Raw genomic sequence first — 26,054 nt, 5'->3', positions numbered from 1 at the left:
GGGAGTGGATTGCACGCAGGTCCGGCGGACCAAAAAACGCTGGGCATTATAAGCATTTTTTCGCCTCTCCGGGTTACCGGCCAGGCTGCCCGTCGCCTCGATGGGGCGGCGCGGCCTAGTGTTGTCGCGGGGTTGGGGCAGGTAGTCGCGACAGACGGCGGCGACAGACAACAAGGATGCCACGATGCTAGGACGCTTCGGCAAGGATGCCGGTTCACTCTTGGGGGTGGAAATTGCCCCTGACTCCGTTCGGATTGTGCAATTGCAGCGGCGTAACCGGCGCTGCCGGGTGCTTGCCTCGGTACAAGAACCGTTCGAATCACCGGCTGGCAGTGATTGGGTGGCAGAACCTGGCGCCGTGGCGGCTGCCTTGAGGCGGGCCTACCGACGCAGCGGCCTCAGGCAGCGCAGGGTCGCGCTGGCACTGCCGGGCAACCAGGTGATCTGCAAAGTGTGCCATCTGCCGGTGGAACAGGGTGGGCCAGAAATGGAGGCGCAGTTGCTGGCTGACGCCGAACGGCTGTTTCCATTTCCGCTGGAAGACCTGGCCCTGGATTTTCAGGTTCTGGGAGGCTCTAGCGTCGAGCCAGGCTGCGCTGAGGTGATGGTAGCTGCGTGCCGGCAGAGTGCACTGGCGCCACTTGAAAGCATCATCGAGGAGGCCGGGTTGCAACTGGAGGCCGTGGAGGTCGACAGCATTGCCTTGGGGCGCATGCTGCCACTGGACAGGCAGCAGCGCTCGGCGCTGCTGCGTATCGAGGCGCAAAGCACCACCCTTCATGGCTGGCAGTCGGGCCGGCCTCAGCAGCGGCGTGAGCTGAGCCTGGGCCTGTCGACGATAGCGGGAGCGCTGCCGGAGCGCCTGCTGGCCTTGCTCGCCAGTGAGCCTTTGCCCGATTGCCTGTTGATTGCCAGCCGTTCCCCTATCGAACCGGGGCAGTTGCAGAGCCTCGGCTCTCGGTTGAACCTGCCGTGTCGCCTGGTACCCGATCTGGCGCGCCTGGAACATGTCGATGGCGCGATGATCCTGGCGTGCGCCCTGGCTCTGGGAGGGTTGCGCCGATGATGCGGCTGAATCTTCTGCCTTGGCGCGAACGGCAACGCCAGGCCGCGTTGCGGTCTTTTCGAAGGCAGCTGGTCGCCGGAGCGCTGCTGGCCCTGTGTGGCGTGACGCTGGTCGACCAGCTGGCCCGCCAGCGCGGGCAGCAGCAGGCGCTGGCCAATACCCGACACCAGGCAGCACTTGAGGTGTTGGGCGAACAATTGCAGCCGCTGGCCGATGTGCGTGCGCAGCACGAGGCGCTACTGGCACGTGCGGTGGCGCTGGAGGGCCTGCGTGCCCACCAGGATGTGCTGGCCGGGGTGTTCGCTGACCTCGAGCGGGCGTTGCCAGTGGGTGTGCAATTGCTCGACCTCAGCCTGGAAGACGGCAACCTGCAGATGACCGGGCTGGCCACCTCGGGCGCCGTGGTCGCGCAGTTCATGCGTGACCTGAGCCGCTCCGGCGCGCTGGTCGGTCTGGAGCTCAAGCGCATCAGGAGCCTGCCGGGCGGCGATGAATTCCTGCTGGGTGCGCGCGTTTCGGCGTTCTGGTCGTGAATGCTGCGCAGGTGCTCGGCTGGTTGGCCGTGGCCGAGCGCTCCAGCCGCTTCAGGCAGCTGGCGCCCGTGCTGGTGGCCTTGGCGTTGTTCGGCCTGGGCTGCGCCATACTTCTCCCTGCAGCACTGCAGCAGCAGGCGCGGGAGGAGGCTCGGCATGCCGAGTTGCACGAGCAGCATTCAGCCGGCGAGGTGCAGCTGGCCGAGCTGGAGCAACTCCACGCGTCTGTGGCCGTTGCCGAGCGACGCTTGCGGGAGGCGTACTGGCACCTGGCAGCCGGGGAGGGCATGAGTGACCTGCTCGAGCGCCTGGCGGCGTCGGGCCATGCGCACGGCTTGCTCATCGAGCGCTTCGATGTACATGAAGACGAACAGCAGGCCGGCTTTCGCAAGGTGCCGCTGGAGCTTCAGGTGGTGGGGCGTTACGCGGCCCTGCGTCAGTGGCTGGGCGACTGGCTGGGCCAGGCGCGTGTGCTACGCAGTGGTGACCTGCAGCTGGCTGCAGTAGATGGCAAGCCTGGCCTGCTGCGCCTGCAGTTGCGGGTTGATGCCTTTCAGGCGCTGGCGCCAGTGCCGGAGCCTGCGATGTATGCGCGCATGCCAGCCAGGGGCGTGATGGCAGCGCCGCCAGTCGACCCGTTTGCGCCTGGGGCGAAGCGATTGACGGTCAGCGGGTTGGCCGGCGTGCCTTTGGCGCAACTGGAGATGGTCGGCAGCCTGTCGCGTGGGGCGGAACACGAAGCACTGCTGGTGGCTGCTGGCAGACTCTATCGCGTGCGCCCTGGGGACCGAGTCGGGCGTGACCAGGGGGTGGTGGCGAGGGTTGATCAAGCCCAGGTCGAAGTACTCGAACGGCTGTTCATCGCAGGGGAGTGGCATGAACGTACGGCGTTCATCACGCTCGCAAAGCACTTGGGCACGGAGGCCCCGGACGACGATGAAAACATTGATGAAATGGATGCTGGCAGCCCTGCTGCCGGTCCCGCTGGCGTCGGCGACGCCCTACCAGGGTGAGCCTCTTTCGCTGAACTTCCAGGATGTGGAAGTGCGCTCGGTGCTGCAGGTGCTGGCTGACTATGCCGGGGTAAACCTGGTCGCCAGCGATGCCGTGCAGGGTAGCGTCACCTTGCGCTTGCAGGATGTGCCATGGGACCAGGCGCTGGACCTGGTGCTGCGCAGCAAGGGCCTGGCCCGGCGCCAGGAGGGTAATGTGCTGCTTGTGGCGCCTGCGGCCGAGTTCGCCGCGCAGTCTGTCGATGCCCGTGTGGGTCAGGCGCTGGATGCGCGGTTGCAGCCGTTGCGCCGAGAGCTGTTGCCCATCCATCACGCCAAGGCCGCCGAACTTGCGGAGCTGCTGCTGGCGAGCCTGGCGGATGACGGCATCCTCACCGGTCGGGGCAGCCTCAGTGTCGATGAGCGCACCAACACGCTGGTGGTGCACCAGCCGGCCGACCGCCTTGCCGAGCTGAGGCAACTGGTGGAGCAACTGGATGTGCCGGTGCGCCAGGTAGCGATCGAGGCGCGTATCGTCGAAGCCAATGTCGATTACGAAAAAAGCCTGGGGGTGCGCTGGGGTGGGCCGCTTTACATTGAGGACCCTCGGCCGGGCAAGGGCCTGTTCGTCGATCTCGGGGTGGAGCGGGTGGGCGGCAGTATCGGCCTGGGCGTGCTGCGTGGCGACGTGCTGCTCGACCTGGAACTCAGTGCCATGGAAAAGAGCGGCAACGGCGAAATCATTTCGCAGCCCAAGGTGGTCACGGCTGACAAGGAAACGGCCAGGATTCTCAAGGGTACCGAGGTGCCGTACCAGGAAACCAGCAAAAGCGGCGCAACCTCGGTAGCGTTCCGCGAAGCCTCGCTGTCGCTGGAGGTGACCCCGCAGATCACCCCGGACAACAAGGTAATCATGACCGTCAGGGTGACCAAGGACGAGCCGGATTACGTCAATGCCTTGAACAACGTACCACCGATCCGCAAGAACGAGGTCAATGCCAAGGTTCGCGTGGTGGACGGTGAAACGATCGTTATCGGTGGCGTGTACTCGACTTCGCAAAACAATGTGGTCGACAAGGTGCCATTTTTCGGCGATCTGCCGTATGTTGGGCGGCTGTTTCGACGCGATGCATTACAAGAGAAAAAATCCGAGCTGCTGGTCTTCCTGACTCCGCGTATCATGAGTGACCAGGCGATTGCTGTGAGTCGTTGATTCTGTGCGAAATTTGATACTTGTGGGACCCATGGGCGCTGGTAAAAGCACCATCGGACGCCTATTGGCCAAAGAGCTGCGCTTGCTGTTCAAGGATTCCGACAAGGAAATCGAACTGCGATGCGGTGCCAACATCCCGTGGATTTTCGACAAGGAAGGCGAGCCGGGTTTCCGTGACCGTGAGCAGGCGATGATCGCCGAGCTGTGCGCACTCGACGGCGTGGTCCTGGCGACCGGCGGTGGCGCGGTAATGCGCGAAGCCAACCGCCAGGCCCTGCACAAGGGTGGCCGGGTGATCTATCTGCATGCTTCTGTGGAACAGCAGGTTGGCCGCACCGCGCGCGATCGTAATCGCCCCCTGCTGCGCACCGCCAACCCCGAGGCGACGTTGCGCGCCCTGCTGGAAACCCGTGACCCGCTTTATCGTGAGATCGCCGACCTGGTGGTGGAAACCGACGAGCGGCCGCCACGCATGGTGGTGATCGATATTCTCGAGCGCTTGCAGCAGTTGCCGCCCCGTTAGCCCGGGACTATTCTCGGCCACCAGCGCCGAGGCGAGGTTCAACGTTACCGCGCGGGTGCCCGAACGGCGCCGCGCCCAAGTACATTGTGGGGATACATGCAGACACTAAAGGTCGACCTGGGCGAGCGTAGCTACCCGATCTACATTGGCGAAGGCCTGCTGGACCAGCCCGAGCTGCTGGCGCCGCACATCGCCGGGCGGCAGGTTGCCATCGTTTCCAACGAGACCGTCGCGCCCCTGTATCTCGAACGCCTGAGCAAGACCCTGGGTGCCTATTCGGTGCTGCCGGTGGTTTTGCCTGATGGTGAAGCCCACAAGAACTGGGAAACCCTGCAACTGATCTTCGATGGCCTGCTGACTGCACGGCACGACCGCCGCACCACCGTGGTTGCCCTGGGTGGTGGCGTGATCGGTGACATGGCCGGCTTCGCTGCCGCCTGCTACCAGCGCGGCGTCGACTTCATTCAGGTGCCGACCACCCTGCTGTCCCAGGTCGACTCTTCGGTTGGCGGCAAGACCGGTATCAACCACCCGCTGGGCAAGAACATGGTCGGTGCCTTCTACCAGCCCAATGCGGTGCTGATCGATACCACCAGCCTCAAGACTCTGCCGGCGCGCGAGCTGTCCGCAGGCCTGGCCGAAGTGATCAAGTACGGCCTGATCTGCGACAAGCCATTCCTCGCCTGGCTCGAGGACAATATGCAGGCGTTGCGCGCCCTCGACCCGGTGGCGCTGACCGAAGCCATCCGCCGCTCCTGCGCGGCCAAGGCCGCGGTGGTAGGTGCCGACGAGCGCGAGTCTGGCGTACGCGCCACGCTGAACCTGGGGCATACCTTCGGGCATGCCATCGAGACCCACATGGGTTACGGTGTGTGGCTGCACGGCGAAGCCGTGGCGGCGGGCACGGTGATGGCCCTGGAAATGTCCATGCGTCTTGGCTGGATCGACCAGGACGAGCGCGATCGCGGAATCCGCCTGTTGCAGGACGCGGGTTTGCCGGTGGTGCCACCACAGGAAATGACCCCGGCGCATTTCATGGAGCACATGGCGGTCGACAAGAAGGTGCTCGACGGCCGGCTGCGTCTGGTGCTGCTGCGCCAGATGGGCGAGGCCGTGGTGACCGACGACTATCCGAAAGAGATTCTTCAGGCCACGTTGTCGGCGGATTACCGCGCGATCGTGGCCCAGCTTTGAGGTTGTGACAGCGCAATGACCAGTTTGCATGCCGATGAGGCCTTTCTCGACCATTACCAGTTGAGCCACGATCCGTTCGCACCCCGCGTGCCCGGTTTCAAGTTCTTCCCGGCCCAGCGCAAGCCCGTGCTCGGCCAGCTGCACCACCTGGCGCGCTACAGCCAGCTGATGCTGGTTGTCACCGGTCCACTGGGCAGCGGCAAGACCCTGCTGCGCCAGGCCCTGGTGGCCAGTACCAACAAGCAGGCGGTGCAGAGCGTGGTGGTATCCGCCCGTGGCGCCAGCGATGCCGCAAGCGTACTCGGCCAGGTCGCGCAGAGCCTGGATGTGGCCGAGGCCGAAATGCAGGCGATCCTGGCCAAGGTGGTGCAACTGGCACTGACCGGCCAGGAAGTGTATTTGCTGGTGGACGATGCGGAACAACTCGACGAGTCGGCACTCCAAGCGTTGCTGGAATTGGCGGCGGGTGTACCGGAAGGGCGCCCGCATGTGTTCCTGTTCGGTGAGCCGTCGCTGATTGCCGGGCTGGATGAGATCAATATCGAGGAAGAACGCTTCCACATAATCGAACTCGCCCCCTACAGCGAAGAAGAAACCCGCGAGTACCTGGAGCAGCGCCTGGAAGGTGCTGGCCGGGGCATCGAGGTGTTCAGCCGTGAACAGATCGTCGATATCCATGAAAACTCCGACGGCTGGCCTGGCAACATCAACCAGGTCGCCCGTGACACTTTGATCGAAGCCATGATCGCCAGCCGCTCGACGGCCAAGCGACCATCCATGGGGTTCAAGATGCCTAAAAAACATGTGCTCGCGCTGTCCGCTGTGGTTGTGGTCGCCGTTGCGGCCGCGGTGTTGATGCCGAAAAAAGGTGACAAGGCGCCTGCCGAAGCGCCGGCCGCCCAGGCCCAGCTGCCACTTGGCGAGGGCCAGGCCAATGGTGGCAACCCGGCCATCGAGTTCTCGGGTTCGTCCCAGCCGATGCCGCTGCCCCTGGTTGGCCAGTCGCAGCCGGTGATGCGCGAGCCGCTGGCCCAGGCCGCAGGCATGGGCGAAGGTGAGGAAGGCAGCCCGGCCGGTGATACCGCCCTGCAGCCAGGCAACCCGCCACCAACCGTGACCACCATCGCACCGCCGCAAGGTGTGCCGGCAGGCCCGGCACCGGTACCTGCCCAGTCCGTGGCCGCAGCGCCAGCGCAGCCGCAACCACAGCCGGTTGCGCCAGCGCAAAAACCTGTCGCAACCCAGCCTGCCAAGCCGGTTGCGCCTGCCAAGCCGGCACCAGCACCGACCCAGGTCGCCGTGGCCAAGCCGGCCGCCAAGCCTGTCGAGAAGCCGGTGGCCGGTGGCAGCGGCAACAGCGGTTGGTACGCCGGGCAGAAACCGGGCAATTACGTGGTGCAGATCCTGGGTACCAGCTCCGAGGCTTCGGCCCAGGCGTTCGTCAAGGCGCAGGGTGGCGACTATCGCTACTTCAAGAAAAACCTGCAGGGCAAGCCGCTGTACGTAGTCACTTACGGCAACTTTGCCAGCCGCGACGCAGCGGTTGCGGCAATCAAGAACTTGCCAGCGAAGGTCCAGGCTGGTAAACCTTGGCCACGTACTGTCGCCAGCGTCCAACAAGAGCTGGCCTCGGCCCGCTGATACCTTCCGGGCGGCACCACCCCGCCGCCCAGTTGCTGAGCGATTACTGACTTTCGACTAGCCTGCTGCGTTGTCACGCGGCAGGCTTTTCTGTCCCAGACTGCCGGCCACAAGCCTTACTTGCAGTCATGGCTGAAACGCTTCAGACTCGAGCCAAGCCGCTATCACGGCGCAGGCGCAAAAACATTCAAAATTGCGACATAAATTTTCAATGGTGAGACATGAAAATTTGTGAGCATCGCTGTCGCTGTGCAACAATGGTTTTCCATGGCCACCGCAAAAAAGCTGGCGTTTGATCGGCGTGGATGGTAAGTGGTTGTTAAAAAAGAGATTTACCTCCGTTGAGAGGTGAACCTGGTGAGAATGTGTCTATGAAAACAGGTCTGTACCATCCCGAAGAATTCAAGGACAACTGTGGTTTTGGCCTGATCGCCCATATGACGGGCGAACCGAGCCACCACCTTCTGCAAACCGCCATGCAGGCACTGACCTGCATGACCCACCGCGGCGGCATCAACGCCGACGGCAAGACCGGTGACGGTTGCGGTCTGCTCATGCAGAAGCCCGATCAATTCCTGCGTGCCGTGGCCCAGGAGCATTTCGCCGTCGAGCTGCCCAAGCAGTACGCCGTCGGCATGGTGTTCTTCAACCAGGACCCGGTCAAAGCCGAAGCCGCTCGCGCGAACATGGACCGCGAGATCCTCGCTGCTGGCCTGAAGCTGGTCGGCTGGCGCAAGGTGCCGATCGATACCAGCGTGCTCGGCCGCCTGGCCCTTGAGCGTCTGCCACAGATCGAGCAGGTGTTCATCGGCGGTGAAGGCCTGAGCGACCAGGAATTCGCCATCAAGCTGTTCAGTGCCCGTCGCCGTTCCTCTGTGGCCAACGCCCACGACGCCGATCATTACATCTGCAGCTTCTCGCACAAGACCATCATCTACAAAGGCCTGATGATGCCGCGCGATCTGGCGGCCTTCTACCCAGACCTGGGTGACGAGCGCCTGCAAACCGCGATCTGCGTGTTCCACCAGCGCTTCTCCACCAACACCCTGCCGAAATGGCCGCTGGCGCAGCCGTTCCGCTTCCTCGCCCACAACGGCGAGATCAACACCATCACCGGCAACCGCAACTGGGCCATGGCCCGTCGCACCAAGTTCGCCAACGACCTGATCCCCGATCTTGAAGAGCTCGGCCCGCTGGTCAACCGCGTCGGTTCCGACTCCTCGAGCATGGACAACATGCTGGAGCTGATGGTAACTGGCGGTATCGACCTGTTCCGTGGCGTGCGCATGCTGGTACCGCCAGCCTGGCAGAACGTCGAGACCATGGACGCCGACCTGCGCGCCTTCTACGAATACAACTCCATGCACATGGAGCCATGGGATGGCCCGGCCGGTATCGTAATGACCGAAGGCCGCCATGCGGTGTGTCTGCTCGACCGTAACGGCCTGCGCCCGGCGCGCTGGGTGACCACCAAGAACGGCTACATCACCCTGGCGTCGGAAATCGGCGTATGGGACTACAAGCCCGAGGATGTCATTGCCAAGGGCCGTGTCGGCCCGGGCCAGATTTTCGCCGTGGACACCGAAACCGGCCAGATCCTCGACACCGACGCCATCGACAACCGCCTGAAGTCGCGCCACCCCTACAAGCGCTGGCTGCGTCAGCACGCCACGCGCATCCAGGCGACGCTGACCGACGATCAGGGCGTGGCCAGCTACGACGCTGACCAGCTCAAGCAATACATGAAGATGTTCCAGGTCACCTTCGAAGAGCGTGACCAGGTGCTGCGCCCGCTCGGCGAGCAGGGCCAGGAAGCGGTCGGTTCGATGGGGGACGACACGCCGATGGCCGTGCTGTCGCAGCGCGTGCGTTCACCGTACGACTTCTTCCGCCAGCAGTTCGCCCAGGTGACGAACCCACCGATCGACCCGCTGCGCGAAGCGATCGTCATGTCCCTGGAAATCTGCCTGGGTGCCGAGCGCAACATCTTCCAGGAGTCCCCGGAGCACGCTTCGCGGGTAATCCTCAGCTCGCCGGTCATCTCGCCCGCCAAGTGGCGTTCGCTGATGAACCTGGAGCGCGAAGGTTTCGATCGCCAGCTGATCGACCTCAACTATGAAGAGAGCGTCGGCCTGGAAGCGGCCATTCGCAATATCGCCGACCAGGCTGAAGAAGCCGTGCGCGCTGGCAAGACCCAGCTGGTGCTAAGCGACCGCTACATCGCCCCGGGCAAGTTGCCGGTGCACGCCTCGCTCGCCGTTGGTGCGGTGCACCACCGCCTGACCGAACAGGGTCTGCGTTGCGACAGCAACATCCTGGTGGAAACCGCCACCGCCCGTGACCCGCACCACTTCGCCGTGCTGCTGGGCTTCGGTGCCTCGGCCGTTTACCCGTACCTGGCCTATGAAGTGCTGGCCGACCTGATCCGTACCGGCGAAGTGCTGGGCGACCTGGACGAAGTCTTCAAGTACTACCGCAAGGGCATCTCCAAGGGCCTGCTGAAGATCCTGTCGAAGATGGGTATATCCACCATCGCCTCCTACCGTGGTGCGCAGCTGTTCGAAGCCATCGGCCTGTCCGAGGAAGTGGTCGGCCTGAGCTTCAAGGGCGTTTCCAGCCGCATCAAGGGTGCGCGTTTCGCAGACCTGGAAAGCGACCAGAAGCTGCTGGCAGCCGAAGCCTGGAGCGCGCGCAAGCCGATCCAGCAAGGTGGCCTGCTGAAGTTCGTTCACGGTGGCGAATACCACGCCTACAATCCGGATGTGGTCAACACCCTGCAGGCCGCCGTGCAGCAGGGCGACTACGCCAAGTTCAAGGAATACACCACGCTGGTCGACCAGCGCCCGGTGTCGATGATCCGCGACCTGCTGAAGGTGAAGGTGGCCGAACAGCCGCTGCCGCTGGAGCAGATCGAGCCGCTGGAGGCGATCCTCAAGCGCTTCGATTCCGCCGGTATCTCGCTGGGTGCACTGTCGCCAGAGGCCCACGAAGCGCTGGCCGAGGCGATGAACCGCCTGGGCGCGCGTTCCAACTCTGGCGAGGGCGGTGAAGACCCGTCGCGCTACGGCACCATCAAGAGCTCGAAGATCAAGCAGGTGGCCACCGGCCGCTTTGGCGTGACCCCGGAGTACCTGGTCAACGCCGAAGTGCTGCAGATCAAGGTTGCCCAGGGCGCCAAGCCCGGTGAAGGCGGCCAGCTGCCAGGCGGCAAGGTCAACGGCCTTATCGCCAAGCTGCGTTACGCGGTACCGGGCGTGACCCTGATCTCGCCACCGCCGCACCACGACATCTACTCGATCGAAGACCTTGCCCAGCTGATCTACGACCTCAAGCAGGTCAACCCGCAAGCCCTGGTTTCGGTCAAGCTGGTGGCAGAAGCTGGCGTCGGCACCATCGCCGCCGGTGTGGCCAAGGCCTATGCCGACCTGATCACCATCTCCGGCTACGACGGTGGTACCGGTGCTTCGCCGCTGACCTCGATCAAGTACGCCGGCGCCCCATGGGAGCTGGGCCTGGCCGAAACCCACCAGACCCTGCGCGGCAACGACCTGCGCGGCAAGGTACGGGTACAGACCGACGGTGGCCTGAAGACCGGCCTGGACGTGATCAAGGCAGCCATTCTCGGCGCCGAAAGCTTCGGTTTCGGTACCGCGCCGATGATCGCCCTGGGCTGCAAGTACCTGCGCATCTGCCACCTGAACAACTGCGCTACCGGCGTAGCCACCCAGAACGACAAGCTGCGCAAGGACCACTACATCGGCACCGTCGACATGGTGATCAACTTCTTCACCTTCGTCGCGGAAGAAACCCGTGAGTGGCTGGCCAAGCTGGGTGTGCGCAGCCTCGGCGAGCTGATCGGCCGTACCGACCTGCTCGATGTACTGCCAGGCGACACCGAGCGCCAGCAGTACCTGGACCTGACGCCGCTGCTGGGCAGCTCGCACATCCCGGCTGACAAGCCTCAGTTCTGCGAAGTAGAAAAGAACCCGCCGTTCGACCAGGGCGAGCTGGCCGAGAAGATGGTGGAAATGGCCATGCCGGCCATCCGCGACCAGGCTGGTGGCGAGTTCAGCCTCGACATCTGCAACTGCGACCGCTCCATCGGTGCGCGCGTGTCGGGCGAAATCGCCCGTCTGCACGGCAACCAGGGCATGGCCGCGGCGCCGATCACCTTCCGCTTCAAGGGTACTGCGGGCCAGAGCTTCGGCGTGTGGAACGCCGGTGGCCTGAACCTGCACCTGGAAGGCGATGCCAACGACTACGTCGGCAAGGGCATGACCGGTGGCAAGGTCACTATCGTGCCGCCAGCCGGCAGCCCGTTCGAAACCCAGCACAGCGCCATCGTCGGCAATACCTGCCTGTACGGCGCCACTGGCGGCAAGCTGTTCGCCGCCGGTACTGCTGGCGAGCGCTTTGCTGTACGTAACTCCGGCGCCCACGCTGTTGTCGAGGGCACTGGCGATCACTGCTGTGAATACATGACCGGCGGCTTTGTCTGCGTGTTGGGCAAGACCGGTTACAACTTCGGTTCTGGCATGACTGGCGGCTTCGCCTACGTGCTCGACATGGACAATACCTTCGTCGACAAGCTCAACCATGAGCTGGTGGAAATCCAGCGTATCAGTGGTGAAGCGATGGAGGCCTACCGCAGCCACCTGGCTCGGGTCCTTGCCGAGTACGTGGAAGAGACCGGCAGCGAGTGGGGGCGTGAGCTCTCGGAGAACCTGGACGACTACGTGCGGCGCTTCTGGCTGGTCAAGCCGAAAGCAGCCAACCTGAAGCAACTGCTGTCCAGCACCCGTGCCAACCCGCAGTAACAACAGCTGCAAGTGACGGCCCCGTACGCGGGGCCTGTCGTGCTCAAGTGATCGTCTTGCAGCTTGCAGCCTGAGGCTGGCAACTGCGGTAAAGAGGTTTTGAAAAATGGCTGAACGTCTGAACAACGACTTCCAGTTCATCGAAGTGGGCCGCAAGGACCCGAAGAAAAAGCTGCTGCGCCAGCGCAAGAAGGAGTTCGTGGAAATCTACGAGCCCTTCAAGCCGCAGCAGTCCGTGGAGCAGGCGCACCGCTGCCTGGGCTGCGGTAACCCGTATTGCGAATGGAAGTGCCCGGTACACAACTTCATCCCCAACTGGTTGAAGCTGGTCTCCGAAGGCAACATCCTGGCTGCGGCGGAGCTGTCGCACCAGACCAACACCCTGCCGGAAGTGTGTGGCCGCGTATGCCCGCAGGACCGCCTGTGCGAGGGTGCCTGCACCCTGAACGACGGCTTCGGCGCGGTGACCATCGGCTCGGTGGAGAAGTACATCACCGATACCGCCTTCGCCATGGGCTGGCGCCCGGACATGTCCAAGGTCAAGCCAACCGGCAAGCGCGTCGCCATCATCGGTGCCGGCCCGGCCGGCCTGGGCTGTGCCGACGTGCTGGTACGTGCCGGCGTTACCCCGGTGGTGTTCGACCGCAACCCGGAAATCGGCGGCCTGCTGACCTTCGGCATTCCCGAGTTCAAGCTGGAAAAGACCGTGCTCAGCAACCGCCGAGAAGTGTTCACCGGCATGGGCATCGAGTTCCGCCTGAACACCGAGGTGGGCAAGGACGTGACCATGGAGCAACTGCTCGCCGAGTACGACGCGGTGTTCATGGGCATGGGTACCTACACCTACATGAAGGGCGGCTTCCCGGGCGAGGACCTGCCGGGCGTGCATGACGCGCTGGACTTCCTGATCGCCAACGTCAACCGCAACCTGGGCTTCGAGAAGTCGCCGGAAGACTTCGTCGACATGCAGGGCAAGAAGGTAGTGGTGCTGGGTGGTGGTGACACCGCGATGGACTGCAACCGCACCTCGATCCGCCAGGGCGCCAAGTCGGTGACCTGCGCCTATCGCCGTGACGAGGCCAACATGCCGGGTTCGCGTCGTGAGGTGAAGAACGCCAAGGAAGAGGGCGTGAAGTTCCTCTACAACCGCCAGCCTATCGCCATCGTCGGCGAGGATAAGGTCGAAGGCGTGAAGGTGGTCGAGACCCGTCTCGGCGAGCCGGATGCCCGTGGGCGCCGCAGCCCGGAGCCGATCCCAGGGTCCGAAGAGATCCTGCCGGCTGATGCCGTGGTCATCGCTTTCGGCTTCCGCCCAAGCCCGGCGCCGTGGTTCGAGCAGCATGGCATCCAGCTGGACAGCCAGGGCCGCGTGGTGGCACCGGAGAAAGGCAAGTTCAAGCACCAGACCAGCAACCCGAAAGTGTTTGCCGGTGGCGACATGGTGCGTGGGTCGGACCTGGTGGTGACGGCTATCTTCGAAGGGCGCACTGCTGCCGAAGGTATCCTGGACTACCTGGAAGTCTGATGCTGCCTGTACTTGGCTGATCGCCGGCAAGCCGGCTTCCACAAGGGCTGCGGCTCACCCTGTGGGAGCTGGTTTGTAGGCGACAGGGCCATTGGCACCTTCCATCATTAGGATTTTGTATACAAAATCTATTGATCCAGGACATACCTATAGAGAAAAGGCACGGCAAACGGCCGTGCCTTTTCTTTGTGCGTCTGAGAAAATGCCCGCACTATTTTTCCGGATGCCGACATGACTGCCCTGAAGAACGATCGTTTCCTGCGTGCACTGCTCAAGCAACCCGTAGACGTCACCCCGGTGTGGATGATGCGCCAGGCCGGCCGCTACCTGCCGGAGTACCGCGCCAGCCGCGCCAAGGCCGGTGACTTCATGAGCCTGTGCATGAACCCGCAGTTCGCCTGCGAGGTCACCCTGCAGCCGTTGGACCGCTACCCGCTGGACGCGGCGATCCTGTTCTCGGACATCCTCACCATCCCCGATGCCATGGGCCTGGGCCTGTACTTCGAAAGCGGCGAAGGTCCGCGTTTCAAGAAGGTCATCAGCACCCCGGCCGACATCGAAGCGCTGCCGATCCCCGACCCGCAGAAAGACCTCGGCTACGTGATGGACGCGGTCAGCACCATCCGCCGCGAGCTGAACGGCCGCGTGCCGCTGATCGGCTTCTCCGGCAGCCCGTGGACCCTGGCTACCTACATGGTCGAAGGCGGCTCGTCGAAGGACTTCCGCAAGACAAAGGCCATGGCCTACGACAACCCGCAGGCTCTGCACCTGCTGCTGGACAAGCTGGCCCAGTCGGTCACCAGCTACCTCAACGGCCAGATCCTCGCTGGTGCCCAGGCCGTGCAGATTTTTGACACCTGGGGCGGCAACCTGTCGGCGGCGGCTTACCAGGAATTCTCCCTGGCCTACATGCGCAAGATCGTCAGCGGCCTGATCCGCGAGCACGAGGGGCGCAAGGTGCCGGTGATCCTGTTCACCAAGAACGGCGGCCTGTGGCTGGAAAGCATCGCCGAAGCCGGTGCCGATGCGCTGGGCCTGGACTGGACCTGCGAAATCGGCGACGCCCGCCGCCGCGTGGGTGACAAGGTTGCGCTGCAGGGCAACATGGACCCGACCGTTCTGTACGCCAAGCCCGAGGCCATCCGCAAGGAAGTGGCGCGCATCCTGGCCAGCTATGGCCATGGCACAGGCCATGTGTTCAACCTGGGCCATGGCATCACACCGGAAGTCGACCCGCAGCACGCCGGCGTGTTCATCAACGCCGTGCATGAGCTGTCGGCGCAATACCACGCTTGATTCGAGGGTCCCCGAGCGGGTCGGGGGGGGGCTTTAGTATGCCTGTTCGCATCAGGTTGGTGATATTTCCCTGATGTTGAACAGGCTTCAAGTTACATGTCAGCGTTTCACCAAAGGCTTGCATGTTGCTGTGAATCTTTCGATGTAGAGAAAGTTCTCGACATTGAAGATCGATAGTAATTCCTCCTCGCGTCTTTAGCGCTTTTGTTTCGAAAGTCTCAACATGGAAATTGCCTCAAGGCCACGAGAAAAGATCGCGGCCTGCCAGGTTTATTCCTACATAAAAGCAAAGTTGTTTTCTTTACTCTCCGCGCTCCATTCGCGCTGAAGGTGCATTGCATTTCAATAAATGCGCCTTTACGCATTTAACCAGCAATGCGTTCGGAGTTCGTGATGAATACAAGAAAGACCCTGCGAAAAAGCGTTGTCGCCACCGGTGTGTGGGTGGCAATCGCAGGTGCAGGTTTGCAGACGCAAATTGCCAATGCACATGGTCACCTGGCTGATCCTCCGTCTCGTGCAGCGCTCTGCCATGCAGGTTTTAAAAACCTGAACGTCAACTGCGGAGGTGCCCAGTACGAACCGTGGTCGGTCGGCGAAGTGATAGGGCGCTTTCCAAGCCAAGGTCCCGAGGATGGAAAAATCGCCAGTGGTGGCGTTCGGGGCGACTTTGCCGCACTCGATGAGCAATCAGCCAATCGCTGGCATCTGACCCCGGTCGTGGACCGTAACATGCAGTTCGACTGGCATTATGAAGCCCCGCATCCGGTGCGGTCGTGGGAGTACTTCATTACCAAGGCGGATTGGAACCCCAACGCTGCGCTGACCCGTGACTCATTCGATTCGACCCCGTTCTGTGCATTGGATGGCGGCAACCAGATACCGGCAAAAGGTACCGGCACCAATCCAAGGCATAGCTGCACATTGCCAGGCGACCGTTCGGGCCAGCACGTGATTCTCGCCGTCTGGAAGGTTGGCGATACCGATAAGGCTTTCCACAGTGTTGCTGACGTCGATATCCAGCTGGATGGCGGCCCGGTCCCTGAGTGGCCGCGCCTTGCTGAAATCAGCGCCAGCCGTGACCTTGAAGTTGGCGACAAAGTTACTGCCCGGGCATTCGATGCCAACGGGGAGCGTACTGAAAACCATGTAAGCATCAAGATCGAAAATGCCGAAGAAGCCATAGCTGCCAACTGGGCTTATAAGCTCGCCAAGCAGATCAACGAAACCCAGACGTTGGTACGCGCCGGTAAAATGGATGCGGACGGTAATATCGAGCCTGTGCAGGGTTCCAACAGCATCTTCGCCAAAACCGAAAGTGGGTTGACCAACTACCTTCTGCACTTTGAAACCGCCGCTGGCGAGCAGGCCACGATGCACCTGCGCGATGTCAAACCCGAATACACGATCACCGACGGCAAGGGTGGTGTGGATTTCACCGTCATGACCAACAAGGCCCTGACAGTGACAGCGCGGCTGTTCGATACCAACAAGAAGCAGGTTTCTTACTTGCGCCAGAGCGTCAACGGCACCGAGCCGTTCGTGCTGAATGTCGAAAGTACCGAAGGCGAGCATACCCTCAAGGTCGTAGGCGTGGACAAGCGTGAGCGGGTGCTGCTGCAGGACGAGAAGACGGTTCAGCTCAAAGCGGCTGGCGATGGGGCTCACGACTTCGTTTTCCCGGAATCGCTGTCGAGTTACAAGGCTGGCACAACAGTGTTGCAGCCTAAGAACGGCAAGGTTTACGAGTGCCAGCCGTTCCCCAACTCGGGTTACTGCTTGCAGTACTCCGCAGATGCCACCCAGTTCGAGCCAGGTGTTGGTTCCCACTGGAACATGGCCTGGATCGAGAAGTAAAGCGTCTGACCTGGCCCCTTCCGGCGGGGCCAGGCTCTTCGAGTACTATCTATGCAAGTGCAAAAATATTGCTGGCAGCAGATCCTCCTGCACTGGATCTCTGCCACGGTCATCATTTGGGTCTTGATCAGCGGTTTCTACGTGGCGTACCTGAATGTCGCCCCCGCCACGCGCCACTTTGTGGCATTCGTCAATGTGGCCATGACGACCCTGTTCATCCCGGTATTCATGCTGCGCTGGCTGTTGCGTCTGACCAGACCCAAACCCCGCAGCCTGCATGACCATCTCAAACACCAACGCATCGCTCATGTCGCTCATGAGGGCTTGTACTGGACCACAGCTATCGTGCTGTTGTCCGGGGTGCTGATGATGGATCGGGTCATCGATGTGTTCGGTTGGTTCTCCATCGCGCCCATGCTGAGCAACCCGTTCTGGCACAACGTCTGGTTCAAGGCTCACATCGCTTCTTGCCTGCTGCTGGCACTGGGCGTTTCGCTGCACATCGGCGCCGTGCTCTTGCATGAGCTGTCCGGGCGGCGCGTGCTGAGGCGGATGCTGCCCTGATTACGATGAAGCGCTCGAGGTATCTGATTTGGCTTGCGTTCGCGCTGGTAACGCTTGTCTGCCTGGCATGGCGTGAAAGCGTTTATCCCGCAGTTGCGCCCCCGATCGCCCAGGTCCCGCCGTTGACGACAGCGGCTTTGCCGGAAAAGCCGTTATCGGCGGCTACCTTGGCCCTGGCGTTCGGCTTTCAGGCCCCGGGTCAACGGCAGTCGACCCGGGCGGATATCGCCCTCAAGGCCAGCTTCGTTTCCAGTCAGGGCGATGCCCGAGCGTTGGTGAGAAGCGATAGCGGCGAGGCCATCTATCGCGTCGGTGACCGGTTACCGGGCCATGGCGTGCTGCGCCACATAAATGTGCGTTCCATCGTGCTGTGGATCGACGGTCGCGAGGAAGTCGTGTCGTTGTCCAGCGATACCCCCTCTGTATTTTTGCCCACGGGTGCGGCGACTCGCCCGCGCGCTGTTTCAGACCCCTCAGCCCGCCTGTTGCGGGAGGTGCAATGACTTTGATGCGATATCTGCGCGCCGCCTCGTTCGGCGCCTCTCTTACCCTTGCCTGCTCCCTGGCGCTTGCAGAGGCACCCACCTGGCAACTGGCGATGAGCGATGCCGACGTGCGCGACGTGGTGCGTGAGGTGGGGGCGATCCTTGACCAGCCGATCATTCTTGACCCGCGCGTGCAGGGGCGCATCACCGTCCTTTCGAACGAGGCGCTTGATCGCGAAGGGATACGGCGGCTTTTTTACTCGGTGCTCAATGCCCATGGCTTTGCCGCCGTGAACGACGGCGACCGCTTGCTGGTACTGCCTGCAAGCGAAGCCAAGGCCTGGGCAAACCAGCAGGTGGAGGCCATACCGGCAGCGGTCACCACACGGGTTTTCAACCTGTCGGGCAGTGTCGCTGCCGATCTGGCCGGTTTGCTGCGGCCGTTGGTTTCCAGCAATGGCTACATTGGACCGTCCAGCTCCGCCAACGCCCTGGTGATCACCGACTCCGCAGCCAACCTGGACCGCCTGGAAAACCTGGTCCTGCAGCTGGACAGTGGTCAGCGGCATGATCATGAACTGGTGACTTTGCGCAAAGCCCAGGCCGAGGTTGTGCTCCCGGTGGTCGAAGCCGCCGCCGGCGGCCCGGACAGCGGCGTTCGTGTACTGGCTGACATGAACGGCAACCGTCTTCTGATCCTGGGCCCGATCAAGTCCAGGCAACGTCTTGCGCAACTGACCCGCTCGCTGGATGTACCGCTCCCGGCCACTTCGCAGAACTGGCGGGTGGTGCGCCTGCAACACAGCAGTGCCGAGCAGCTTGCCGAAGTATTGGGTGAGGTGGGCAAGCGGCTCGATGGTACGCCAGGCACCAAGGCTCTGGGGGCGGACCTCCCCGGAGAGGCCATGGTCAAGGCCGATGCCAGCCAGAACGCCCTGGTGATAATGGGCGAGCCGCAGACGCTGGGCCGCGTGGAGCAGATCATCCAACAACTGGACCAGCCCCGGGCGCAAGTGCTGATCCATGCGGCAATCGTCGAAGTCAGTGGCAGCATCGATGAAGCGTTGGGCCTGCAATGGGGCATCGACAAAGGTGGCCTCAAAGGCGGCGTTACCTTCAGCGAAAGTGGTGCTGCCCTGGCCGACCTGCTGGGCAAGGAAACCAAGCTGCCGGGGGGCGTCGCCCTGGCCATTGGCTCGGACCGTTTTGCCGCGCTGGTTTCGGCCTTGGCCAGCAATAGCCGCAGCAACCTGTTGTCGACGCCGAGCCTGCTGACCTTGGACAACCAGGAGGCGCAGATTCTGGTAGGCCAGAACGTGCCGTTCAAGACTGGCTCCTACGTTACCCCCGGTAGTGGTTCGGAGAACCCCTTTACCACAGTCGAGCGCAAGGACATCGGTATCAGCCTGAAGGTGCGCCCGCACATCAATGAAGGGCGCAGCCTGCGCCTCGAGGTCGAGCAGGAGAGCTCGGAAATTGCACCCAGCACGACCGAGAACGACCTGATCACCAACAAGCGCACGCTCAAGAGCACCATCTTGGCCGCCGATGGCGAGATTATCGTGATCGGCGGCCTGATCAAGGACAGCGTGCGCAAGGTAGAGCGCGGTGTTCCGCTGCTCAGCCGAATCCCATGGGTGGGCGGTCTGTTCCGGTGGCGCAGCGATACTCAGGAAAAAACCAACCTGATGGTCTTCCTGCGCCCGACCATTCTGCGCAGCCAGGCCGAGCTGGTCGAAACGGGGCGACGCGCCTACGAAGGGGTACGCGCTGCGGATGATTCGACCCTGCCGGAAGATCCCCGGCAGATGTTCGAGTCGCAGGCTCTGCCCGGCGCACCAGGGCCACGCTCATGAACAGCGACCTGCCGTTCAGCTTTGCCCGACGTCACGGCATCCTGCTCGACCGCCAGGCGGCTGAGCCTGCCTTGCTGATGCGAGAGAGCACTTCGCTGGCCGCTCTTGCCGAGGCCTGCCGTGTAGTGGGCAGTAACTGGCACCTGCGGCGTGTCAGCGATGCCGACTTCGCCGAGCGCCTTGCCAGTTGCTACGGCCCCGGTCAGGACGCAGCGCAGGCCGTTGTTCAGGGCCTGGACCGGGAAATCGACCTTGCGCAGCTGGCTGAAGCCTTGCCGCAAACCAGCGACCTGCTGGAGCAACAGGACGATGCGCCGATCATCCGCCTGCTCAATGCCTTGTTCAGCGAGGCGGTGAGGGCCCGGGCCTCGGACGTCCACCTGGAAACCTTCGAGCATCAGCTGCGCGTACGCATGCGTATCGACGGCGTCATGCGCGAGGTGCTGGCGCCACCGCGGGAGCTATCTGCACTGTTGGTTTCGCGCATCAAGGTCATGGCGCGCCTGGACATCGCGGAGAAGCGCGTGCCTCAGGATGGCCGGATCAGCCTGCGCCTGGCCGGCCACGAAGTGGATGTGCGGGTGTCGACCTTGCCCGCCGCCCATGGCGAGCGGGTGGTACTGCGTTTGCTGGACAAACAGGCAATGCGTCTGGACATCGACCATATGCAGATGCCCGGCTCGGTACGTGCTGGCTTCATGCGCATGCTGGCGAAACCACATGGCATTTTCCTGGTCACCGGGCCCACCGGTTCCGGCAAGACCACGACGCTGTACACCGCGCTTTCGTACCTGAACCAGGTATCGCGCAATATCCTCACCGTCGAAGACCCGGTCGAGTACTACCTTCCCGGCATCGGCCAGACCCAGGTCAATACCAAGGTCGACATGACCTTCGCCCGGGGGCTGCGTGCCATCTTGCGACAGGACCCCGACGTGGTCATGGTGGGCGAGATCCGCGATCGGGAGACCGCCGAGATTGCGGTGCAGGCCTCGCTGACAGGCCACCTGGTGCTGTCCACCTTGCATACCAACAGCGCTCTGGGCGCAATAACACGCCTTGCCGACATGGGCATCGATACTTGCCTGCTCGCATCTTCACTGGCCGGGATCATGGCCCAGCGCCTGGTGCGACGGCTTTGCCCCCACTGCCGGGTCGAACATGAAGTGGACGAGGCTACGGCCAGCGTCCTGGGCCACCCGGCCGAATTGCCGCCGCGGCTTTACAAGGCCCAGGGTTGTAGCGAATGCCAGCTGGGTTACAGCGGGCGCCTGGCGTTGCACGAGATGCTGGTGGTGAAGCCCGCACTGGCCCAGGCGATTCATGCCCGGGCGTCTCATGACGACATGCTCGAATTGATCCGCGTGGATACACCAAGCCTGTTCCAGCATGGCGTCCAGCGTGTCTGCCAGGGGCAGACAAGCGTGGCAGAACTGCTGCGCGTGACAGGGCAGGACTGACATGGCGCTGTTCCGCTACCAGGCCCAGGATGCCAAGGGTGTGCGCCAGCGAGGCACCGTGGAGGCGTCGGGTGCGCGCCAGGCCCGGCAAACATTGCGCGAGCAAGGGTTGCTGGTGCTGAGCATGAGCCCCTTGGGGGCATCCCCTATGGCCCGGTTGCTGGCACGCAGTACCCTGAGTCTGGCCCGGCGCTCGCTGCTGACGCGCCAGCTGGCGACTCTGCTGCATGCCGGGGTGCCGTTGACCGAGGCCTTGCAGGCAGTTGCCGAGCAGAGTACGCCGCGTCACGTACGTCAGGTATTGCGCGGCGTGGCTGAGCGGGTTGCCGAAGGCCATGCGCTGGCGCAGGCACTGGCGCATTACCCACAGGCATTCCCCATGGTTTATCGGGCCACCGTGGCCGCTGCCGAACGTTCCGGCCACCTGGCAGGTGTGCTCGAGCGTTTGGCCGAGCATGGCGAGAACCATCAGGCCCTGCGGCAGAAGGTACAGCTGGCGATGGTTTACCCAGTGATCCTGCTGGTTATCTCGTTGCTGGTGGTGGGTTTTCTGCTGGGCTATGTGGTGCCAGACGTGGTGCAGGCCTTTTCGCGTGACCATGCACAACTGCCGCTGGCAACGCGAGTGCTGATCACCTTGAGCGATGCCACGAACCACTATGGCTTGGCAGCGCTGGCGCTATTGGCCATGGCCATCGCACTGGTTGCCTGTGCCCTTCGCCAACCGGCACGGCGCAGGCAATGGCATGGCTTTTCACTGCGCCTGCCCGGATATGGCGAATTCGTCCGGGCCAGCGAAGCGGCCCGCTTCATCAGCACCCTTGCGATTCTGGGGCGCAGCGGCGTGGTATTGGTCGAGGCGATGAACATCAGCGCGGCCGTGATCGGCAACCTGATTCTACGCGAGCGCCTGCTGCGGGCCGCCCGTGAGCTGGGCGAGGGCACCACGCTGGCCAACTGCCTGGCGCGCAGCGAAGCCTTGCCACCACTGATGCTGCACATGATCGCCAGCGGCGAACGCGCCGGTGAGCTCGACACCATGCTCGAACGTGCCGCAGACCTTCAGGCCAAACAACTGGCAGGGCGTATTTCCTTGCTGGTGAGCCTCTGTGAGCCCCTGATGCTGCTGTTGATGGGGGGCATCGTGCTGTTCATCGTGCTCGCCATCCTGCTGCCGATCCTTAACCTCAACCAACTGGTCAACTGACATGTCCATGCGTTCATCACGCCGCGCCGAACGCGGCTTCACTCTCATCGAAATCATGGTGGTGGTCATTATCCTGGGGGTTCTTGGCGCGCTGGTGCTGCCCAACGTCATGAGCCGTCCCGACCATGCCAAGCTGACCGCAGCCCGCACCGATATCCAGTCAATTTCCACCGCGCTGGAAATCTACCGTCTGGACAACGGCCGCTACCCGACAACCGAGCAAGGACTGGACGCCTTGGTGAAACGCCCCACGGTGGCGCCATTGCCACGTCAATGGAGTGCCCAAGGCTATCTGAAAAGCACACCAACCGACCCCTGGGGCTCGCATTATCAGTACGCAAGCCCAGGAACCCGTTCGCCCCATGGCTATGACCTTTACTCCCTGGGCAGCGATGGTCAGCCGGGCGGTGAGGAAATGGATGCTGATATCGGTAACTGGTCTGAATGAAACAGCGCCGCTCTCGAGGCTTCACCCTGCTGGAGCTGCTTCTGGTGATGCTGTTGCTGGGCATTGTGATGGGCATGGCCGGGTTCACGTTCGCACGCGATCCGCAGCGTGTGGCCAGCCAGGAGGCCAACCTCTTCCTTCAGTTGGTCCAGTACGCGCGACAGCAGGCGGTGCTGGAAAGGCTGACTCAAGGTATTCGCATCGATGCTCAGGGCTACCAACTGCTCAACGCCTCCGAGGATGGCTGGGAGGCAGCCGGCAGGCACCGCGATATTGGCCTGGACCTGCGCTTGGAGATCGATGGGCTGCCTGTGCCGCATGCCCTGGCTGGTGGGGCGCCGCAACTGCTGATGTACGGTAATGACGAGCACACGCCGTTTACCCTGCATTTCGAGGCGGACAATGTGCGCCTTGTTTCCGTGTCGAGTGATGGCCTCAATGACCCCCAGTTCATGCACTGAACGCGGCTTCACCTTGTTGGAGGTGTTGGTGGCGCTGGCGATTTTTGCGGTGCTGGCTGTGGCGGTGACCACGGCCAGCCAGCATGTGCTGGCGCAATCGCAGGGGGTTCGAGAGCGCCTATTGGCTAGCTGGGTGGCCGACAATCACCTGACAGAGCTGGGCCTGCAAGCTGCGCGGACTCCCGGCCAGCGGAGCCTGGAGGTCATGTTCGGTCAACACCACTGGACTCTGCACGAAAGCCGCCGCCTGGGCGTGGGTGGCTTGCTGGAGGTGCATGTGCGTGTGGGCCTTGCTGCGGACCGCCAGGTGATGCATCAGGCCACGGGGTGGCTGGGGATGGCGGATGCGCCGCGCTAGCCCGGGCAGGATGACACGCCAGGGGGGCTTCACCTTGATCGAGCTGCTGTTGGCGCTCGCTATCTTTGCAGTCCTGGCAATTGGAAGTGCGCGCGTGCTTGATGTGTTCATGCGTGCCGAGAACGCACGACAGGCACAGGCCGATGAGCTGCGTGCGCTGGGTAGGGCCATGAGTTTGATTCAGCGCGACGCCATGCTGGGGTATGCGCCCTCGAGCCTGGGCAAAGGCGGTTACGGTATTCTGTTGAACGGCACTCGGGTCCATTGGTTGGCCAGCGAACAAGGCAGCCAAACGCTCAAGCGCAGCGAGCTGAGGGTTGTCGAGTACTGGCTCGAAGACGGCGTGCTGTGGCGCCAGCGACGCACGCTGGGGCAAGGCCTGCCACGCCCGCAGCGTTTGCTCGAAGGTGTAAGCGAGCTGCACTGGCGTCTGCACGTGCCCGGTAGCGGCTGGCAGGCGCGCTGGCCAATGGCCCAGCGTCGGCCGGTGCCACCGCAGGCGCTGGAGGTGACACTGTCGACCAGGCGTTTTGAACAGATCCGGCGGGTACTGCCGCTGGGAGGCACCAGCCAATGAGAAGGCAACGTCAAAAGGGGCTTGCGCTGGTCACCGTGCTGCTTGTCATGGCGCTGCTCACGTTGCTGTCAGCCGGTATGTTGCGCAGCCATCAACTGCTGATTGGTGGTGTCAGCCAGCAGATCGACGCGTCGCGCTTGCTGCGTTTGGCTCAGGCCGGCGAGCAGCATGCCCTGGCGAGCTTGCGCCGTGAGGTTGGCGAAGTACTGCAGGTCACTCATGTTCGACAATCCTGGGCCCAGCCCCGAGCGTTCACCCTTGGTCAGGGGCAACTGAGCCTGCAGCTGGAGGACCTCTCTGGCCGCTTGAACCTCGGCGCCCTGATGGCAGGCAAGGAACCCGACCCGCTGCTGCTCAAGCGCTGGGAGCGCCTGTGCCATTCGTTGCAGGTGGAGCCACCCGCTTTGGAAGGGCTCGCTGGCCAGCCGATGCTCGACCCAACCCAGTTGCGTACGTTGCCGGGTGTTTCCGCTGAGGTAATGGCGCGTTTGCAGCCTTGGGTAGTGGTGTTGCCCAAGGAGGCGCGGCTCAACATCAACACGGCCCCGGCGCTACTGCTTGCGGCGTCCGCCGAGGTGTCGCTTACGGTGGCAAGCCAACTGGTAAGCGAGCGCCCCGAAGCGGGTTACCCCACGGTAGAACGTTTTTTGGCCCTGCCCCAACTGGAAGGCGTGGGGCTGGACAGGCGCGGGCTGGCCGTGACCAGCCGCTGGTTTCGCCTGGAGGTGCAGGCAGAGATGGCAGGTAAGCGCATGTACCTGTACAGCGACCTGGAGATCGATTTGGACACGCATCAGGTTCGTGTGGTGCGGCGTGTGTTTTCTGCGATGCGGGAGCAAAGAGCAGATGAGTGAGAATTGGCTGTACCTGTTGCCGGAAGGGGTTGCGGCAGCCGATGCGCGGTGGCCGGTGTGGCTGCGTGCGGCGGACGGCAGCCTGCACAAGGCACGACTGGAGGAGCTGGCTCCGACGCTCACCGGTCCTGCTATCGTGGTGGTACCTATGGAGATGTTGGGCAGTTGCGAGATCGGTCCTGTGCCGTGCAAGCGGCCCAAGCCTGAAACATTGGCCTACGCTGCCGAAGACTATTTGGCTGCGCCGCTGGAAACGCTGCATCTGGTTTTCGGCCCGCCGGATGCGCAGGGACATCGCCGGGCTCTGGTGATAGAGCGTCAGGTTCTGGCCAGCCTTATGGCCTTGTTGAAAAGCCAGGGAATCGACCCGCTCGGGATCCACGCCGATGCCGACCTGCTGGGCGCCGAGCAGCCCCGTGCCCTGTGGCTCGAGGGGCGCTGGTTGTTGGGCGGGCATGGTGGGCCTTGGCTGGCCGCCGGCCCCCAGGCAGCCGAGGTACTGGTGCGGCAACTGCCGCCGATGGAGCGGCCGGCCGAACCTGCTGATGCAGGGCAGACCCTCCATAACCAAGCCGTCGATAGCGCCTTTCACACCTTCATCCAAGGTCGGGCCAAGGCCCTGGACCTGCGCCAGGGGCCATTTCGGCGACGAAGCCCTATCGTGCCCTGGCCATCCCTGGCGGGCGGAGCGCTGCTGGCCTTCGCAATGGTGTGCCTGGCGGAACATCTGCGTGCTGAATGGCTGTCGGAACGTACAGCACAGCTACATGCCGAGAATCTTCAGACGTTTCTGCGTTGGGCGCCCGAGCAGTCTGTCGCAGGTGACCTGGCCACACAGATCAGGGCACTGGAATTCCGTCCCCGAGAGAAGACTACCGTGGAGGGGCTGGTATCTTTCACGGAGCAATTGGTGGAAACCGGGAACATCACGGTTGAGCGAGCCGTGTCCAGTCCCCGCGGAGGGTGGCGCATGGAAGTGGTTGCGCAAGGTTTCGATGACCTTGAGCGCCTGCGCCAGCGGGCGCCTGCCGTGTTGATGGACCAGGCCCGGCAGGCCGAGCAGGTTGTGCGCGCGACCCTGACTTTCAGGGAGACTCGCTGATGCGGTGGATTGAGCAGACCCTGAT

The 26,054-nt window shown here is 63.0% G+C and carries 22 protein-coding genes and 1 pseudogene; all 23 read left to right on the top strand.

Going from position 1 to position 26,054, the window contains the following annotated elements; translation table 11 throughout:
* Positions 1-184 precede the first annotated feature (184 nt).
* Entirely contained in the window at positions 185-1,066 is an 882-nt protein-coding gene (gene pilM / locus IRZ77_RS08055; RefSeq protein ID WP_108480398.1) for a type IV pilus biogenesis protein PilM, read from the top strand.
* Positions 1,063-1,599, top strand: coding sequence for a PilN domain-containing protein (locus IRZ77_RS08050; RefSeq protein ID WP_108480397.1), 537 nt, complete (start codon positions 1,063-1,065; stop codon positions 1,597-1,599). The genes pilM and IRZ77_RS08050 overlap by 4 nt, the downstream gene beginning before the upstream one ends.
* Positions 1,600-1,610: 11 nt before the next feature.
* Complete coding sequence (locus tag IRZ77_RS08045) at positions 1,611-2,612, top strand: pilus assembly protein PilP (RefSeq protein WP_046613726.1); 1,002 nt, start codon at positions 1,611-1,613, stop codon at positions 2,610-2,612.
* Positions 2,536-3,804, top strand: a complete 1,269-nt coding sequence (locus IRZ77_RS08040) for a type IV pilus secretin PilQ (RefSeq protein WP_108480396.1) — start codon at positions 2,536-2,538, stop codon at positions 3,802-3,804. The genes IRZ77_RS08045 and IRZ77_RS08040 overlap by 77 nt, the downstream gene beginning before the upstream one ends.
* 4 nt (positions 3,805-3,808) lie before the next feature.
* Positions 3,809-4,327, top strand: a complete 519-nt coding sequence (aroK, locus tag IRZ77_RS08035; RefSeq protein WP_046613527.1) for a shikimate kinase AroK — start codon at positions 3,809-3,811, stop codon at positions 4,325-4,327.
* A 96-nt stretch (positions 4,328-4,423) separates the two neighbouring features.
* The gene (gene aroB, locus IRZ77_RS08030; protein WP_046613526.1) at positions 4,424-5,521 is read left to right on the top strand and encodes a 3-dehydroquinate synthase; all 1,098 of its coding nucleotides are present in this window, start codon (positions 4,424-4,426) and stop codon (positions 5,519-5,521) included.
* Between the two features lie 15 nt (positions 5,522-5,536).
* Positions 5,537-7,162 carry an SPOR domain-containing protein gene (locus IRZ77_RS08025; RefSeq protein ID WP_108480395.1) on the top strand — a complete coding sequence of 542 codons (1,626 nt, stop codon included), beginning with the start codon at positions 5,537-5,539 and terminating at the stop codon, positions 7,160-7,162.
* 371 nt (positions 7,163-7,533) lie between these two features.
* Complete coding sequence (gltB, locus tag IRZ77_RS08020) at positions 7,534-11,979, top strand: glutamate synthase large subunit (protein ID WP_046613524.1); 4,446 nt, start codon at positions 7,534-7,536, stop codon at positions 11,977-11,979.
* A 106-nt stretch (positions 11,980-12,085) separates the two neighbouring features.
* Positions 12,086-13,504 (top strand): FAD-dependent oxidoreductase, encoded by a 1,419-nt coding sequence (locus IRZ77_RS08015; protein WP_013974599.1) that lies wholly within the window; start codon positions 12,086-12,088, stop codon positions 13,502-13,504.
* A gap of 231 nt (positions 13,505-13,735) precedes the next feature.
* Positions 13,736-14,800: a uroporphyrinogen decarboxylase gene (gene hemE / locus IRZ77_RS08010; protein ID WP_153671386.1), complete on the top strand. Its 1,065-nt coding sequence runs from the start codon at positions 13,736-13,738 to the stop codon at positions 14,798-14,800.
* 393 nt (positions 14,801-15,193) lie between these two features.
* A complete protein-coding gene (gene gbpA / locus IRZ77_RS08005; RefSeq protein ID WP_230384964.1) occupies positions 15,194-16,657 on the top strand; it encodes an N-acetylglucosamine-binding protein GbpA in 1,464 nt (487 codons plus the stop codon).
* Positions 16,658-16,708: 51 nt separating this feature from the next.
* The gene (locus IRZ77_RS08000; protein ID WP_046613522.1) at positions 16,709-17,221 is read left to right on the top strand and encodes a cytochrome b; all 513 of its coding nucleotides are present in this window, start codon (positions 16,709-16,711) and stop codon (positions 17,219-17,221) included.
* Between the two features lie 122 nt (positions 17,222-17,343).
* Entirely contained in the window at positions 17,344-17,724 is a 381-nt protein-coding gene (locus IRZ77_RS07995) for a type II secretion system protein N (protein ID WP_173015122.1), read from the top strand.
* Positions 17,721-19,562 (top strand): type II secretion system secretin GspD, encoded by a 1,842-nt coding sequence (gene gspD, locus IRZ77_RS07990; protein WP_108480392.1) that lies wholly within the window; start codon positions 17,721-17,723, stop codon positions 19,560-19,562. Before IRZ77_RS07995 ends, gspD begins: the two co-directional genes overlap by 4 nt.
* Entirely contained in the window at positions 19,559-21,022 is a 1,464-nt protein-coding gene (gspE, locus tag IRZ77_RS07985; protein WP_135002186.1) for a type II secretion system ATPase GspE, read from the top strand. Before gspD ends, gspE begins: the two co-directional genes overlap by 4 nt.
* Position 21,023: 1 nt before the next feature.
* A complete protein-coding gene (gspF, locus tag IRZ77_RS07980; RefSeq protein ID WP_108480390.1) occupies positions 21,024-22,229 on the top strand; it encodes a type II secretion system inner membrane protein GspF in 1,206 nt (401 codons plus the stop codon).
* A 1-nt stretch (position 22,230) separates the two neighbouring features.
* On the top strand, positions 22,231-22,677 hold the full coding sequence (gspG, locus tag IRZ77_RS07975; RefSeq protein WP_085602031.1) for a type II secretion system major pseudopilin GspG: 447 nt from the start codon (positions 22,231-22,233) through the stop codon (positions 22,675-22,677).
* On the top strand, positions 22,674-23,138 hold the full coding sequence (gspH, locus tag IRZ77_RS07970; protein ID WP_108480389.1) for a type II secretion system minor pseudopilin GspH: 465 nt from the start codon (positions 22,674-22,676) through the stop codon (positions 23,136-23,138). Before gspG ends, gspH begins: the two co-directional genes overlap by 4 nt.
* The gene (gene gspI / locus IRZ77_RS07965; RefSeq protein WP_108480388.1) at positions 23,116-23,496 is read left to right on the top strand and encodes a type II secretion system minor pseudopilin GspI; all 381 of its coding nucleotides are present in this window, start codon (positions 23,116-23,118) and stop codon (positions 23,494-23,496) included. Before gspH ends, gspI begins: the two co-directional genes overlap by 23 nt.
* Positions 23,483-23,575, top strand: a pseudogene (locus IRZ77_RS27275) (prepilin-type N-terminal cleavage/methylation domain-containing protein); the annotation flags it as partial. The gene gspI and the pseudogene IRZ77_RS27275, both read left to right, overlap by 14 nt.
* Before the next feature lie 15 nt (positions 23,576-23,590).
* Positions 23,591-24,073: a type II secretion system protein GspJ gene (locus IRZ77_RS07955; RefSeq protein WP_181381624.1), complete on the top strand. Its 483-nt coding sequence runs from the start codon at positions 23,591-23,593 to the stop codon at positions 24,071-24,073.
* Positions 24,070-24,927: a type II secretion system minor pseudopilin gene (locus IRZ77_RS07950; protein WP_108480386.1), complete on the top strand. Its 858-nt coding sequence runs from the start codon at positions 24,070-24,072 to the stop codon at positions 24,925-24,927. Before IRZ77_RS07955 ends, IRZ77_RS07950 begins: the two co-directional genes overlap by 4 nt.
* On the top strand, positions 24,920-26,029 hold the full coding sequence (gene gspL / locus IRZ77_RS07945; RefSeq protein ID WP_085602035.1) for a type II secretion system protein GspL: 1,110 nt from the start codon (positions 24,920-24,922) through the stop codon (positions 26,027-26,029). The genes IRZ77_RS07950 and gspL overlap by 8 nt, the downstream gene beginning before the upstream one ends.
* Positions 26,030-26,054 lie beyond the last annotated feature (25 nt).

It is taken from the genome of Pseudomonas pudica (assembly GCF_015680405.1).
Lineage (GTDB): Bacteria > Pseudomonadota > Gammaproteobacteria > Pseudomonadales > Pseudomonadaceae > Aquipseudomonas > Aquipseudomonas pudica.
The sequence above is the reverse complement of the archived record's forward strand: the minus strand, read 5'-3'. Positions and strand labels throughout refer to the sequence as shown.